General features: G+C 56.3%; 15 protein-coding genes. 8 read left to right on the top strand and 7 right to left on the bottom strand.

All coding sequences use genetic code 11. From position 1 onward, the window contains the following. Positions 1–82: 82 nt before the first annotated feature. Positions 83–820, bottom strand: coding sequence for a 3-oxoacyl-[acyl-carrier-protein] reductase (gene fabG / locus MED193_RS03045; protein WP_009808170.1), 738 nt, complete (start codon positions 818–820; stop codon positions 83–85). Positions 821–898: 78 nt separating this feature from the next. Beyond that, entirely contained in the window at positions 899–1,834 is a 936-nt protein-coding gene (fabD, locus tag MED193_RS03040; protein WP_009808169.1) for an ACP S-malonyltransferase, read from the bottom strand. Between the two features lie 242 nt (positions 1,835–2,076). Between fabD and MED193_RS03035 the strand changes: the two genes are divergently transcribed. Next, complete coding sequence (locus tag MED193_RS03035; RefSeq protein ID WP_009808168.1) at positions 2,077–3,354, top strand: cytochrome b/b6 domain-containing protein; 1,278 nt, start codon at positions 2,077–2,079, stop codon at positions 3,352–3,354. A 601-nt stretch (positions 3,355–3,955) separates the two neighbouring features. On the opposite strand, the gene MED193_RS03030 is transcribed toward MED193_RS03035, so the two are convergent. Both MED193_RS03030 and MED193_RS03025 read right to left on the bottom strand, forming a co-directional pair. Next, a complete protein-coding gene (locus tag MED193_RS03030) occupies positions 3,956–4,531 on the bottom strand; it encodes a YceI family protein (protein WP_009808166.1) in 576 nt (191 codons plus the stop codon). Between the two features lie 209 nt (positions 4,532–4,740). Next, positions 4,741–5,292 (bottom strand): hypothetical protein, encoded by a 552-nt coding sequence (locus MED193_RS03025; protein WP_254655427.1) that lies wholly within the window; start codon positions 5,290–5,292, stop codon positions 4,741–4,743. A 360-nt stretch (positions 5,293–5,652) separates the two neighbouring features. On the opposite strand from MED193_RS03025, the gene rpsF reads away from it, so the two are divergent. From rpsF to MED193_RS03005, 4 genes are all read left to right on the top strand, one after another. Further along, positions 5,653–6,006, top strand: coding sequence for a 30S ribosomal protein S6 (gene rpsF, locus MED193_RS03020; RefSeq protein WP_009808164.1), 354 nt, complete (start codon positions 5,653–5,655; stop codon positions 6,004–6,006). 27 nt (positions 6,007–6,033) lie between these two features. Further along, a complete protein-coding gene (gene rpsR / locus MED193_RS03015; RefSeq protein WP_005982441.1) occupies positions 6,034–6,261 on the top strand; it encodes a 30S ribosomal protein S18 in 228 nt (75 codons plus the stop codon). Positions 6,262–6,274: 13 nt separating this feature from the next. Next, on the top strand, positions 6,275–6,892 hold the full coding sequence (gene rplI / locus MED193_RS03010) for a 50S ribosomal protein L9 (RefSeq protein ID WP_009808163.1): 618 nt from the start codon (positions 6,275–6,277) through the stop codon (positions 6,890–6,892). Between the two features lie 136 nt (positions 6,893–7,028). Further along, positions 7,029–7,397 carry a hypothetical protein gene (locus tag MED193_RS03005; protein WP_009808162.1) on the top strand — a complete coding sequence of 123 codons (369 nt, stop codon included), beginning with the start codon at positions 7,029–7,031 and terminating at the stop codon, positions 7,395–7,397. Between the two features lie 57 nt (positions 7,398–7,454). Here MED193_RS03005 and MED193_RS03000 read toward each other — a convergent pair whose 3' ends face one another. Both MED193_RS03000 and MED193_RS02995 read right to left on the bottom strand, forming a co-directional pair. Beyond that, a complete protein-coding gene (locus MED193_RS03000) occupies positions 7,455–7,670 on the bottom strand; it encodes a helix-turn-helix transcriptional regulator (RefSeq protein WP_009808161.1) in 216 nt (71 codons plus the stop codon). A gap of 10 nt (positions 7,671–7,680) precedes the next feature. After that, positions 7,681–8,190, bottom strand: coding sequence for a hypothetical protein (locus MED193_RS02995; RefSeq protein WP_009808160.1), 510 nt, complete (start codon positions 8,188–8,190; stop codon positions 7,681–7,683). Positions 8,191–8,381: 191 nt separating this feature from the next. Between MED193_RS02995 and MED193_RS02990 the strand changes: the two genes are divergently transcribed. The 3 genes from MED193_RS02990 to MED193_RS02980 all read left to right on the top strand — a co-directional run bounded on the left by MED193_RS02990 (position 8,382) and on the right by MED193_RS02980 (position 11,494). Further along, positions 8,382–8,765 (top strand): glycine zipper domain-containing protein, encoded by a 384-nt coding sequence (locus MED193_RS02990; RefSeq protein WP_198133847.1) that lies wholly within the window; start codon positions 8,382–8,384, stop codon positions 8,763–8,765. Positions 8,766–9,014: 249 nt separating this feature from the next. Further along, positions 9,015–9,437, top strand: a complete 423-nt coding sequence (locus tag MED193_RS02985; RefSeq protein WP_050757616.1) for a transglycosylase SLT domain-containing protein — start codon at positions 9,015–9,017, stop codon at positions 9,435–9,437. Positions 9,438–9,535: 98 nt separating this feature from the next. Continuing rightward, positions 9,536–11,494 (top strand): bifunctional 2',3'-cyclic-nucleotide 2'-phosphodiesterase/3'-nucleotidase, encoded by a 1,959-nt coding sequence (locus MED193_RS02980; protein ID WP_009808156.1) that lies wholly within the window; start codon positions 9,536–9,538, stop codon positions 11,492–11,494. 106 nt (positions 11,495–11,600) lie between these two features. Here MED193_RS02980 and MED193_RS02975 read toward each other — a convergent pair. Further along, positions 11,601–13,788 (bottom strand): methyl-accepting chemotaxis protein (locus MED193_RS02975; protein WP_157041448.1); only part of this gene is annotated, 2,188 nt, incomplete at its 5' end.

Genomic DNA, 13,788 nt, shown 5'->3' with positions numbered 1-13,788 from the left:
AGGGGGAACTTGTGCTGTGAGCAACCCGATTCTGCAACATTTTTCTGTTCCGTTTTAGGGCAATATCACAACACAAACACCGCTAGAGCATCGCCATACCGCCGTTCACATGCAGCGTCGTCCCAGTCACATAGGCAGCCTCTGGGCTGGCGAGATAGAGCACCGCTGCGGCGATTTCTTTCGAATCCCCCATACGCGCGGCAGGAATCTGGGTCAGGATGGCGTCTTTTTGCGCATCGTTCAGCTTATCGGTCATGGCGGTGGCAATGAAACCAGGTGCAACCGCGTTCACCGTGATGCCCCGATTTGCGACCTCATAGGCGATGGATTTCGACATGCCGATCATCCCCGCTTTGGAAGCGGCATAGTTGCCCTGCCCCGGATTGCCGGTGGCGCCAACAATCGAAGAGATATTAATGATACGACCCCAACGGGCCTTCATCATCCCGCGCATCACCCCACGGCACAGGCGCATGGTTGAGGTGAGGTTCACCTCCAGCACACTCTGCCACTCGTCATCCTTCATCCGCATGAACAGATTGTCTTTGGTGATCCCGGCATTGTTCACCAGGATATCAACGCTGCCCATGGCCTCAGCCGCCTGTTTAGGCAGAGCCTCAACGGCCTCGGCATCGCTCAGATTGCAGGTCACCACATGGGCCCGCTCGCCAAGTTCAGCTGCCAGTTCCTGCAGCGGGGCTTCGCGGGTGCCAGAGAGCGCAACAGTTGCCCCCGCTGCATGTAGGGCGCGGGCGATATCGCCGCCGATGCCACCCGAGGCACCGGTTACCAAGGCATTTTTGCCAGTCAAATCAAACATGTCATTTCCTCTGTTTTCAGGTACTTGGCCCAGGTCATTCCTGCCACACCCGGCCACACCTATCTCATGTGCGTGGGCTCAAGCTTCCTTGACGGCTGCAACCGCCTCGGGGGTGCCAAACTGGCGACAGGTCAGGCTGCGCTCAATTTTTCGGATCATGCCCGACAGCGCCTTGCCAGAGCCGATTTCCCAAAATTCAGTGACGCCCTTGGCAGCCATCACCTGAACGCTTTCGCGCCAGCGCACCGACCCAGTGACCTGCTCGACCAACAATTGGCGGATTTCAGCCGGATCGCTCACCGCATCAGCGCGTACATTGGCGATCAGCGGCACGGCAGGGGCTTTGATCTCGACCTCAGCCAGGGCCTCTGCCATGACATCTGCAGCAGGCTGCATCAGCGCACAGTGAAACGGAGCCGAGACCGGCAGCATTACTGCACGCTTAGCACCCCGCCCCTTGGCGATCTCAGCGGCGCGCTCCACAGCGGCCTTGTGACCAGAGACAACCACCTGAGTAGGATCATTGTCATTGGCGGCCTGAACCACTTCGCCTGGCGCGGCGGCTTCGGCGGCGACCTCTTTTACGGTGGCAAAATCCAGCCCCAACAGCGCAGCCATAGCGCCCACACCGACGGGAACCGCACTTTGCATGGCTTCGCCGCGAGTACGCAGCAAGCGTGCGGTATCGGCAATGGAAATCGCACCAGAAGCGGCCAGCGCCGAATATTCCCCAAGCGAATGACCCGCTACAAATTTGGCATGATCAATCGCAATGCCCTCGGCCTCCAACGCGCGCATCGCCGCCAAAGACGTGGCCATCAGGGCTGGTTGGGCGTTCTGGGTCAGGGTCAGCGTCTCGATGTCGCCCTCCCAGATCAATGTGCTGAGGTTTTCCTCCAGCGCCGCGTCGACCTCCTCAAAGACAGCCTTTGCCGCCGGATAAGTCTCTGCCAATGCCTGGCCCATTCCAATGGCCTGGGCGCCCTGCCCCGGAAATACAAATGCGATCGTCATTAAGGGTCACTTCCTTCGCTGTCGTTTTCCCCGGTTTAGCCGCAGCTGACCCAACGTACAAGAGAACTGGACAGAGTTCTCCTTTGCCTGTCTCGCCTAGGGCCAAGGCGCCCGGCGAAGGGACCGCGCTCGTTGCCGCGTTCTGCACAGTCGCTGTTCGCAAACGGACATTGCCCCCCATTGCATGGTTTTGCCGTATGGCTAGATTGAAAGGCACCCTACCTGTACAAGGAACCGCCCAAGTGTCCGCCCAAAACACCACCTCCAGCTACGGCAGTGTCACCAAGAGCTTTCACTGGCTTACAGCTCTGTTGTTAGTTTCGGCCTTTTTGATTGGATTGATTGCCAACAATCTGGCACACGAAATCCAAAGCCCCAGTTTTGATGGCTCTGCGCAGACGCTATCGCGCGCCGTTTTACTGTTTACGATCCACAAGACCATTGGCGTTGCAGCCTTTTTTACCGGGCTAGCCCGTATCCTATGGGCGCTGTCTCAGCCCAAGCCAGGCCTACTGCACCCTGAAAACAAACCTGAAGCGCTGGCGGCAGAGGTTGTGCACTGGGTACTTTATGGGGCCATGGTCGCAACTCCCTTGACCGGCTGGATCCACCATGCTGCCAGCACAGGTTTTGCCCCAATCTGGTGGCCCTTTGGACAAGATCTGCCCTTTGTCGCCAAGTCTGAAGCCACCGCCGGGCTGTTTGGAGCGCTGCACTGGATTTCTACCAAAGCCCTGCTTGTCACTTTCGGGCTGCACGTTGCGGGCGCGTTGAAACATGCGGTGATCGACCGCGATGCAACCCTACGGCGCATGCTGCCCAACTCAGGCGATCTGCCAATGCCTCCCGCGCAGCAGCACAGTATGGCACCGGCAGGCATTGCATTGGTGGTCTGGGCTGCAGTGCTAACCGGCGGTACCATGCTGGGATCAGAAGCCCAAGATCACAGCAGTCATAGCCATGCCGAGCCGAACCCGGTGACAGAACAGACCGCAGAGGCAGGCGCCTCCAGCGAGATGGCTGAGACCGCAGGCGCTGGGAATTGGGCGGTTCAGGAGGGTACTCTTGGCCTCACGATCCAGCAGATGGGCAGTGGCGTCAGCGGATCTTTTGCCAACTGGGAAGCAGCTATCACTTTTGATAACCCGGAATCACCCGGCCCCGCAGGCAAGGTTGCGGTTGAGATAGACATTGCCTCACTTACCCTTGGGACCGTCACGGATCAGGCTATGGGGGCGGATTACTTTGATAGCTCCACCTACCCCAAAGCCCGGTTTGAGGCCCAGTTGGAAAAGCTGGAGAACGGTTATCAAGCAGTCGGAGAGCTGACGATCCGTGACAAGACCCAGCCCCTCACTCTGCCCTTTACCCTGCAGATCAATGGCGACACCGCCCAGATGCAGGGCCAGGCAGTGGTGAACAGGCTCGACTTTGACATTGGTGCGGGCACCCAGGACGAGGGTACACTGGGCTTTGAAGTTGTTCTGGATATTTCCCTGACCGCTCAACAAACCAACTAACGCCGCGCCCCACTCACAAACCACCACTCACCAAACCTCTCCAGGGCAACCTGGGGAGGTTTTCCGTTTCTAGGGTCGAGGGCCAGGTCCGTGAGTGCTGATTTATGGATTGGGGGTTAGGATAGCATCGACAGCCTGGCCTACCTGCGCCATTTTGAGGCGATGTTGACCCGCATTTCCTACGACGTAAGCCACTCTAGCACACCAACTGGCGCGCTCTGGCTTGTTTGGTCAGTCGCAAACGCCAAGTGGTTTACGCAGCAAAGCAACCTCGCAAAGGGCAGCGCGCTCTTTTACCTAAAGAGCACGGAACGCCCGCAGGACAGCCTGTTGCGGGTTTTGTGGGAGGTCGAAGATCACCACCCACAGGCTGAGGCATTTCAGATAGATTGCCTCACGCTCACAAATCCACAATTCAACGCCCTCGCTGATAGTCTGCGACATGAGGGGTTTGGTATCACAGATGTCACCATGGTTTTTGGGTTATGCGACGAGGCAGCAGCGCGGAATTACCGCCAGGGCCTCATACATGAAAAAGCGCCGCCTCCCTGTGGGACGCGGCGCCTCAACCTTATTGCTCACCAAAGCTGCTCAGCAGCTGTTAGTCAGCTTTCATCGCTTCAACAGAGATCTGCAAAGCCACTTCGTCGCTCACATAGGGTGCAAATTTGCCCAGGCCAAAGTCGTTGCGCACCAAGGTTGTGGTGGCGTCGAAACCAGCCCAGGGCTTACCTGCCATCGGGTGATCACCAGCTTGGTTCAGTGTCGCATCCAGCACCACCGACTTGGTGACGCCATTTAGGGTCAAATCACCAGTGATCTTGGCGGTGGTGTCGCCAGTCACTTCGATCTTGGTCGATTTAAAGGTGACCAGTTCGTCGCCCTCGGCGCCAAAGAAGTCTTTGGACATGAAGTGGTCGAAACGGGCCTGCCAGCCTGTCAGCATCGAGCTCAGCGGCATGGAAACGGAGACACTGGAGTTTGCAGGGGCTTCCTGATCGAACATGATCTCGCCTTCGAAACCAGAGAACATGCCCCAGGTGGTCGAGAACCCAAGGTGGTTATAGTTGAACACAACCTGGCTGTGGCTGGAATCCAGCACGTATTTCTCGGGGGCCGCGAGGGCTGCGGTGGTGCTCAGGCCGACAAGTGCTACAGCAGCTAGGATATTTTTCATAAGTTCAGGCTCCGTTGGAGATAATGCGTTTTGAAGGTGTTTTCACCGTACGAACTGAATTTGTAACCTAGGACAAAAAAATGAAACCGGCATTTTCCAACATAACCTGTTGAGAAAAGAACAAAGGCTCTACGCGGTGACGCAGAGCCCTGTGTTTACTGACTATCTTAGGTGTGCCCAACAGTACCGATCACGCGGAAGTGAACGGATCAGCTGAACAATTGTACAGCACCGCTCAGCTGGTCCCGCAATTGGCTACGGGCGGCGGAACTACCAAGAGGCACCTCGATCAAGAGGCTGCCGTCATTTTCAAACAATTGCACTGCGCCGTTGCTCAACCGGGCACCGCCAATAGTGTCATAGCTACGACGCAGCACAGTCTTGGGCTGCCCATGCGCATCTCGGCGCAGCACGCGCAATTCACGGCGCACCGGGTCAAAACAAGCCTCCGGCTGGTTGCGCAGATCACGCGTCGTCATCAACACGGCACCGAGCACAAAGAACAGCACCGACAGCCCAACCTTCAACAGGTTAAGCTCAGGGTCAGCAACACTGCCAGGAAACAGCCAAAGCCCGCTGGCACTGACCATCATGGCAAGTCCCAAGCCCCGCAGCAAAACGGTGCGCAGCCGCCAGTTCGCCTCAAAACTCAATACCAATGGCATCGCCGTTGCGAGGCCTCCACCAGAAAGTGTACTGCCCGCAAACCTGTTACGATGTTGCTGCCCATAAGGCAGGCTTGCCTCGCTGGATATGCTCATTGTCTACCTCAATCTGCCCAATCGCCCCCACTTCGCGCGGGTTAACCTTTTGTTAACCAAGGTTGACGCGAAGAATGGGGCAACAATGGGGCAGAATGGCGGGAATTGTTGATTTTTGGTTCTTTTTTCGCGTTTCCATGGGTATACGGAGCCCAGCTCACCCCAGAAAGCGGTTCAGAAGATCGCCTTTGCACGCCTAACATGTGTGATCACCCATTTTGCCTTGCGCTTTGCGTCAAAGCCGCTATATGAGGCCATCCTTCCGCGACACATTCGATCCGCGCAGACTCTCGTGACAGGGCAGCGGAAGGCTCAACCGCCCGGTCTATGAAATGCGCCTTGAAACAAACTGGAGTTCGCATGCCCCTCTATGAGCATGTTATGATTGCGCGTCAGGATCTGTCCAACTCGCAAGCTGAAGGTCTCGTCGAACATTTTGGTGCCGTATTGGCTGACAACGAAGGTAAGCTCGTTGACAGTGAATACTGGGGCGTCAAAACGATGGCCTATAAGATCAACAAAAACCGTAAGGGCCACTATGCCTTCCTGCGTACCGATGCACCTGCAGCGGCTATCCAGGAAATGGAACGCCTGATGCGCCTGCATGATGACGTGATGCGCGTACTGACCATCAAGGTCGACGAGCACGCCGAAGGACCTTCGGTCCAGATGCAGAAACGTGACGAACGCGACACCCGTCGCGAGCGCCGCTGATCTAGCTTGAGAAAAGGACGCTAAACCATGGCAGCCAAACCATTTTTCCGCCGTCGTAAAGTCTGCCCCTTCTCGGGCGACAACGCGCCAAAGATCGACTACAAAGACACCCGTCTTCTGCAGCGCTACATCTCTGAGCGTGGCAAGATCGTACCTTCGCGCATCACCGCCGTTTCGGCAAAGAAGCAGCGTGAACTGGCCCGTGCTATCAAGCGCGCCCGCTTCCTCGCCCTGCTGCCCTATGCTGTTAAGTAAGGAGACCTGAGCAATGCAAGTTATCCTTCTTGAACGTGTGGCCAAGCTGGGCCAGATGGGTGACGTCGTAGACGTCAAACCCGGTTTTGCCCGCAACTTCCTGTTGCCTCAGGCGAAAGCCAAGGTCGCATCGGAAGCCAATCTGGCCGCCTTTGAGGCCCAGAAAGCGCAGCTGGAAGCACGCAATCTGGAAACCAAAGCAGAAGCTGCTGCTCTGGCTGAAAAGCTGGACGGTCAACAGTTCATCGTGATTCGCTCTGCTTCCGATGCTGGTGCGCTCTACGGTTCCGTTACACCACGTGACGCAGCTGAAGCCGCAACCGAAGCTGGTTTCTCGGTCGACAAAAAGCAGGTTGTCTTGATCGATCCGATCAAAGACCTCGGCCTGCACACCGTTGTTGTTAAACTGCACCCCGAAGTCGAAGCTCAGATCAAGATGAACGTAGCCCGTTCTGAAGAAGAAGCTGAGCTGCAGGCCTCCGGTAAATCGATCCAGGAGCTCGCTGCCGAAGAGGAAGCCGCTGCTGAATTCGAAATCTCGGAACTGTTTGACGATATCGGCGCAGCCGCATCTGACGACGATGAGGGCGATGCCCCAGCTGCAGCCTCTGACGAAGAGCCCGCAGCCTGATCAGCCGGTTGATCTGACATCTATTCGAAAAGGCCACGCCCCTGCGGTGTGGCCTTTTTTCATTCAGTACTAGCTCAATGGACCGCTCCCCCCTACCTTGATACTGTGATATCGATGGATTTAAGGAGCAAAGCATATGAACAGCCGAATTTTGACAGGTCTTACCGGCAGCTTCCTTTTGCTGGCACTGGCGGCCTGTAACACAATCCCCTTGGAGGCGCCGCTCCAAGTGAGCGGTACACCCTCCTCAAGTTTTTCAGCTGATGAGGCCCAATGCCGCGCAGAAGCCCGCCGTGTTGGACAGGGGCATATCGGTAAAACTGCCGCGATCGGTGGCACAGGTGGGGCCATTGGCGGGGCTGTTGAGAGTGGCGACAAGGCACTGGCTGGTGCCATCGTCGGTGCCGCCGTTGGCGCCGCAATTGGCGATGCTCAGGTCAAGGAAGCGCAGCGCAACTATCTGGTGCAATGTATGCAGCAGCGCGGCCACCCCGTATCTGGCTGACCCTGGCACGATTTTTGGCCGGCTAGATCCGATCTGGTCCTTCGGGGGAGGAGGCAGCTAAGCCTCTTCCTCTGGCAGATACTCCAGAATATCGCCTGGCTGGCACTCAAGAAACTGACAGATCGCATCCAGCGTCGCAAAGCGCACGCCCTTTACCTTGCCAGATTTCAGCAGGGACAGATTTGCCTCGGTAATACCCACGGCGGCAGCCAGCTCTCGTGACTTTACTTTGCGACGCACCAGCATCATGTCGAGGTTCACCCGGATCGGCATGCCTATCCCCTTATAGGAACTGGTTATTTTCGTCTTCGATCTCTGCCGCACGTGTCAAGGTCTCTGACAGGGCCATCATCACCACTGCCAACACCAGAAACACTGTTTCGATCTCAAAGGGTGCCCATTGGATCTCCATGAGTTCGGGCGCGACCCGTCCCATGGACATTGCCAATGGCACCACGTTCATAAAGGCATATAGGCCCAGCCACATCATTGCCAGGCCCCCGCCACACAGGCGCAGCCGATGCGCCAGCGCGCGAAACAGGTGATCGCGCCCGAGTTTCAGCAACAGGTGTGATTGCCAGAAGGTTATCAGAATTCCGCCAACAAATACGACAGCAAAGAACAGGCCCAGAACAATACCCAGCACAGCTGGGGCAAAGTCCTGTGGCGGGAAATCGGCAAGATCCCAGATCTCATCATAGTCTCCGATGATCACCAGACTGAAAATCAACACCATATAGGCCACCATCAACGCGCTGGTCACCCCCATCAAAATTCTCGCGACCAAGGCCATGGCATCTCCTGTTGCATTCCTCTCTGGTCATCGCAGCCTCCATGGAGGATAGCAAGAGTTTTTCGTCAGATCGTCATTTTTTATTGTTTTACAGAAATTTTTTGTTGCAGATCGAAATTTGCCCCCTATGTTCCAGGCCGATCACAACATCAGGCATTTCGCCTTCCAATTCAGTAACGAGGATCACTGCAATGACCGTAAACATGGTAACCACCAAATTGATTTTGACCGCTTCCGTAACCGCACTTGGCCTGGTGGTGAGCGCCTGCGACCTATCGCCGACAGCGGAACCGCTGCGCACCAGTGGCCCAATCAATGCGCGTTACAACAATGACCTGGTGGAATGCCGCCAAATAGCATTGCAATACGACAACGAGCTGACCTCCGAAGGGGCCATTGCGGGTGCCTTGCTTGGCGCAGCAGCTGGGGCAACCGAGTCCCACGAAGAAGCCCTTGCCGGCGCAGCCATCGGTGGGCTGTTAGGCGCGGCTGAAGGCACAATGGACAAGGAGGAAAAGCAGCGGGAAATGATCATTCGCTGCATGCAGAACCGGGACCACCCAGTCATCGGCTAGATCCTGCCTGCCCCAAGAGAGCGCCAAAGCAGGATAATCTCCCCTGTTTTGGCGCAGCCACTCCAATCATGAGAGCCTTCCCGCCGACCCGAGCAGAGCTTTCTTTCCTTTCCAAAAGGAACCTCTAGAATCCACTATGCAGGTCTAAGACCTCTCTCTTGATCGAATGGAGATTTCACCATTTTGCCCCTAAACATCAGCCATAAGACTTTTGTTCTTTTGATTGCTTTGGCGGCTCCGTTGGGAACCATGGCCTGCAGTCAGGCCCTCGACAGCGGTGGTCAGAGACAACCTGCCCTGCCGCTTTATCCCAACGAAACCCCAGAGCTACGCCAAAGCATCAATTACTGGGCCGACTACTACGAGGTGCCCCGCCCCCTGGTGCACCGGCTGGCGATCCGAGAAAGCACCCACCGCCCCTGGGCCATCAACCGGCCCTACTATGGGCTGCTGCAAATCCTGCCTGCCACTGCGCGGTCCATGGGGTTTTCCGGCAAGCCAGAGGATCTGCTAGATGCTGATACAAACCTAGAGTTTGCCGTGAAATACCTGCGCGGCGCCTGGCTTTTGTCGGATGGGGATTATGACACAGCCGTAAAACACTATTCGCGAGGCTACTATTACGAGGCCAAACGGCGGGGCATGCTAAAAGAGACCGGATTGGTGAACTAAACGCCCGAGGCCTTTGGCGAGTTTCAGCAGCACCTTTGTCATTTTGCTGTTATCGTTACCGGATAGTCACGCAGAAAATTGACACTGGGAGTTTCAACATGCCGATCTCACTTGACCGCCGGTCTTTTCTCGCTGGTAGTGCTGGCCTCATCGCGCTGCATCCTTTTTCGCTTCAGGCGTCCACCAATCAGGTGCATCTGCGCCTGATGGAAACCACGGATTTGCATGTGCATGTCTTCCCCTATGATTACTACGCCGACAAACCGCGCGATACCGTTGGGCTTGCCCGCACAGCCACCATTGTCAATGAGATAAGGGCTGAAGCCACCAATGCGCTGCTGCTGGACAATGGCGACTTTTTGCAGGGCAACCCCATGGGGGACTACATCGCCTATGAGCGTGGCATGCGCGAAGGCGATCTGCATCCAGTAATTCAGGCTATGAATACTGTCGGTTTTGACGCCTCGACCCTGGGCAACCACGAATTCAACTATGGACTTGATTTCTTGATGAAATCCCTCTCGGGAGCTGCCTTCCCAGTGGTCTGTGCCAATATCGCCAAAGAGACAGGCGCCGACCCGAGGGCGGACAAAACCCTGCTGCCCCCCTATGTGTTGATGGATCGCGAGCTGACCGATGGCGCCGGACAAAAACATGCGATCAAGATCGGTCTCATCGGCTTTGTGCCACCGCAGGTGATGAACTGGGACCGCCGCCATCTGGAAGGCAATGTGCAGGCCCGCGACATCCTGCAAACAGCCCGCGCCTATGTACCTGAAATGAAGGAAAAAGGCGCCGATATTATCATCGCCCTGTCGCATTCTGGAATTGGTGAGACACAGGAACGCGAGGGCATGGAGAACGCCTCGCTTGTACTGGCCGGGGTTGAGGGGATTGATGCCATCATGACCGGCCACAGCCACCTGGTGTTCCCTTCGTCAAAATACGACGGGTTGGAAGGCATCGACGTAGCCAAAGGCACGTTGCAGGGCAAACCTGCCACCATGGGCGGCTACTGGGGCAGCCACCTGGGTCTGATTGATCTGATGCTGGAACGCGACGCGGGCGGCTGGCGCGTTGTTGGCCATGCCTCCGAGGCGCGGCCTATTTCAAAACGAAATGAGGATCGCTCGATCACCGCGCTGGTTGAAAGCGACGCCAAGGTCCTGGCTTCGGTCCAACAGGAACATGACGAGACCTTGGCCTATGTGCGCCGTGCCGTTGGTAAAACCGATGCGCCGCTGCACAGCTATTTCGCCCTGGTTGCGGATGATCCTTCAGTGCAGATCGTCTCCATCGCGCAGAGTTGGTACATTGCTCAGATGCTCAAGGGCACCGAATATGAAGGCCTGCCCATTCTTTCCGCGGCGGCCCCGTTCAAGGCCGGTGGCCGTGGTGGGCCCGAGTATTTCACCGATGTGCCAGAGGGTGATGTGGCGATCAAAAATGTCTCGGATCTGTATCTCTACCCCAATACCGCCCGGGCTGTTCTGGTGACTGGCGCCCAGGTCAAGGACTGGTTGGAGCGCTCTGCGGGCATGTTCAATCAGGTGGAAGCAGGCAAGGCTGATCAGCTGCTGCTCAACCCCGAATTTCCCAGCTACAACTTTGATGTGATGGATGGGGTGAGCTATCAGATCGACCTGAGCCAGCCCTCAAAATTCAACAGCAAGGGAACACTGGAAAACCCAGAGGCAAATCGCATCATAAATTTGACCTTCAACGGCGCCCCCATTGATCCAGAGGCCAAATTTATCGTGGCCACAAACAACTACCGGGCCTCCGGCGGGGGGGCCTTCCCGGGTGCCGAGGGCGATACCATCGTCTTTGAAGGACCAGACACCAACCGCGATGTTATCGTTCGCTATATCGTGGAAAAGGGCACCATCAGCCCCCGCGCCGATGCAAACTGGAGCTTTGCGCCTTTACCCGGCACCAGCGTTTTGTTCGACACCGGCCCCAAGGCAAGCGACTATGTTGAGGATGTTCAGGGCGTTACCATTTCACCGGCGGGCGAAGGACCAGAGGGATTTGCCCGTTTCAGGATCAAGCTGTAACAGCGCTGGCGCTACGGGGCTGTCATCTGCCCCCCAAAAAACTAAGGGGCCCGCCAATTGGCAGGGCCCCTTTTTCATCTTTGTCCAGCTGGAATAGATTTAAAGGTTAGAAATCTTCCCAACCACGCACCCCGTCGGTGCCGGTGGCAGCCAGGGCGGGCTGATCCTCTGCAAGGTCCTCCCAGTTCTCTTCGCTCTCAAAGCCCCCCAAATCCAATGCTGGTGCTTCTTCAGGCGTGGAAAAACTTGGCACAGGCGCGGTTTGGGGCGTGTCTTCAATCTCAAAGCTCCCCATCAGCTCCACCAGTTTGCCAGCATCCGTTTTCAGCAGCATGCTAGCCGCAGTGGCCTCTTCGACCATAGCCGCATTTTGCTGGGTCACCTGGTCCAGCTGCATCATACCAGAGTTGATTTCATTCAACCCGGTGGACTGCTCAACTGCGCCTTCGGCAATACCCGAGATTTGAACAGAGATCCGGCTCACTTGCTCTACGATATTTTGCAGCGCGCCGCCTGCCCGGCCCACCAGATCAACCCCGCGTTCGACCTGCTTGCTACTGTCATCAATCAAAGTTTTGATCTCCATCGCAGCATCAGAGGATCGCTGGGCCAGGGCACGAACCTCACTAGCCACAACCGCGAACCCGCGTCCCGCCTCGCCAGCACGGGCGGCTTCGACACCGGCATTCAGTGCCAAGAGGTTGGTCTGGAAGGCAATATCGTCAATCACTGAGATAATCTGCGAAATGCTCTCAGAGGAGCTTTCGATTTCTGTCATTGCAGCCACAGCTTTCTGAACCACTGCATCGCTGCTCTGAGCTTCAACGCGGGCTGCTTCCATGGTCGTTTCCACGGCTTTTGCCCCCTCAGCCGCAGATTTGACCGAAGCTGTCAGCTCATCCAGTGCAGCAGCTGTTTCCTCCAGAGTAGCCGCCTGGCTTTCGGTGCGATGTGACAGATCCTGCGAGGCCTGGCTGATTTCTACCGCGCCATTCCCAATACTGCTGGATGTGTCCATTACCTGACCAACGATACTATGCAGGTTTTGAACGGTATTATTGAAATCGCTCCGCAGCTTTTCGTAATCCTCTGGGAATTGTTCCTTGATCTGCGCCTGGAGATTGCCTTTGGACAACTGCGATAGCTCCGTTGTCAATCGCTCCACCACATGGTTCAGCTCGGCATCGCGACCTTCAGCCTTTTTCTGTTCCAAGGCTTGCATCTCAACCAGAGCATCGCGAAAGACATCAAGCGCTCGCGCCATCTCGCCGACCTCATCGCCCCGTTCCTGACCCAGGATTTCGACGGTATTGTCGCCACCCGCCAACCCTTTCATAGATCCAGTGATGCGGTTCACCGCACGTGCAAGGCCGGTGCCGATGACCAATGCAAAAGCACCGCCAAGAAGAATAGCCACTGCGATCGCGACAGGTATCATGGTCTGAGCTTGCGCGGAGATCGCCAAGTTGTCAGCACGACGCGCCTGCATCAAGGCCAGCTCCTCCGCCTCAAAAGCAGAGATGATATCCATGAATTCGGCAAAATATGCAGCTCCGCGCCCTTCACGTACGAAATCAGACATATCATCCATCGTCTTGGCATCGCCAATCTCTCGACGCAATTGCAGCAGCGGCTCGACCGCCTGTTCACGCCAATCGGCGATGATTTTAGCCATCTTTTGCGCCCGGATCTCCTGCATCATGCTATCGACGGACTTAACTTCCAATTCAGCTACCAGCCGTTCGAACTCAACTGCACCAGTGTTAAAGGAGTCCAAAAGGGAGCTTTCACCAACCAAGAGGAAACCACGCATTCCCGCTTGCAGATCTGTTGCGATGGTCTGCAGGTCTTTGGCGTCGCTGATGATTGAATGAGACCGTTCCACCGCTTCCAGTGAACTATTCATAAACTCGGGGCTGGCAATGCCGGTCTTCACCAGGGTCACAAAAGCCTGACGGCGATTGCTTAGGTTCACTTCTTCCTCATCAATGAAACTCTCAATCTCCGAACGGAAAGCATCAAAATACTCAGCGCCCTTGGCCTTCCTGACTTCGGCGGCCATATCATTCATGGTCATTGCGTCCCCTATATCGCGGCGAAGCTGAATGGCCTGCTCAGCAACCCCATTCTGCCAGGCACGCAGGATGTTCTCCGCCTGCGTTAGCCGCTCCATCATCTCAGGCTCATCGCTGACGGTCACATACAACTCATCAAAGGCGGCAAAGGTCTCGGTGACGCCGTTTTCATAGGGTGCTAGATATTGTTCCTGCCCGGCCAAAAGATAGCCCCGCAGG

The sequence above is a fragment of the Roseobacter sp. MED193 genome, assembly GCF_000152965.1.
In the GTDB taxonomy this organism is placed as follows: Bacteria; Pseudomonadota; Alphaproteobacteria; order Rhodobacterales; family Rhodobacteraceae; genus Pseudophaeobacter.
The sequence above is the reverse complement of the archived record's forward strand: the minus strand, read 5'-3'. Positions and strand labels throughout refer to the sequence as shown.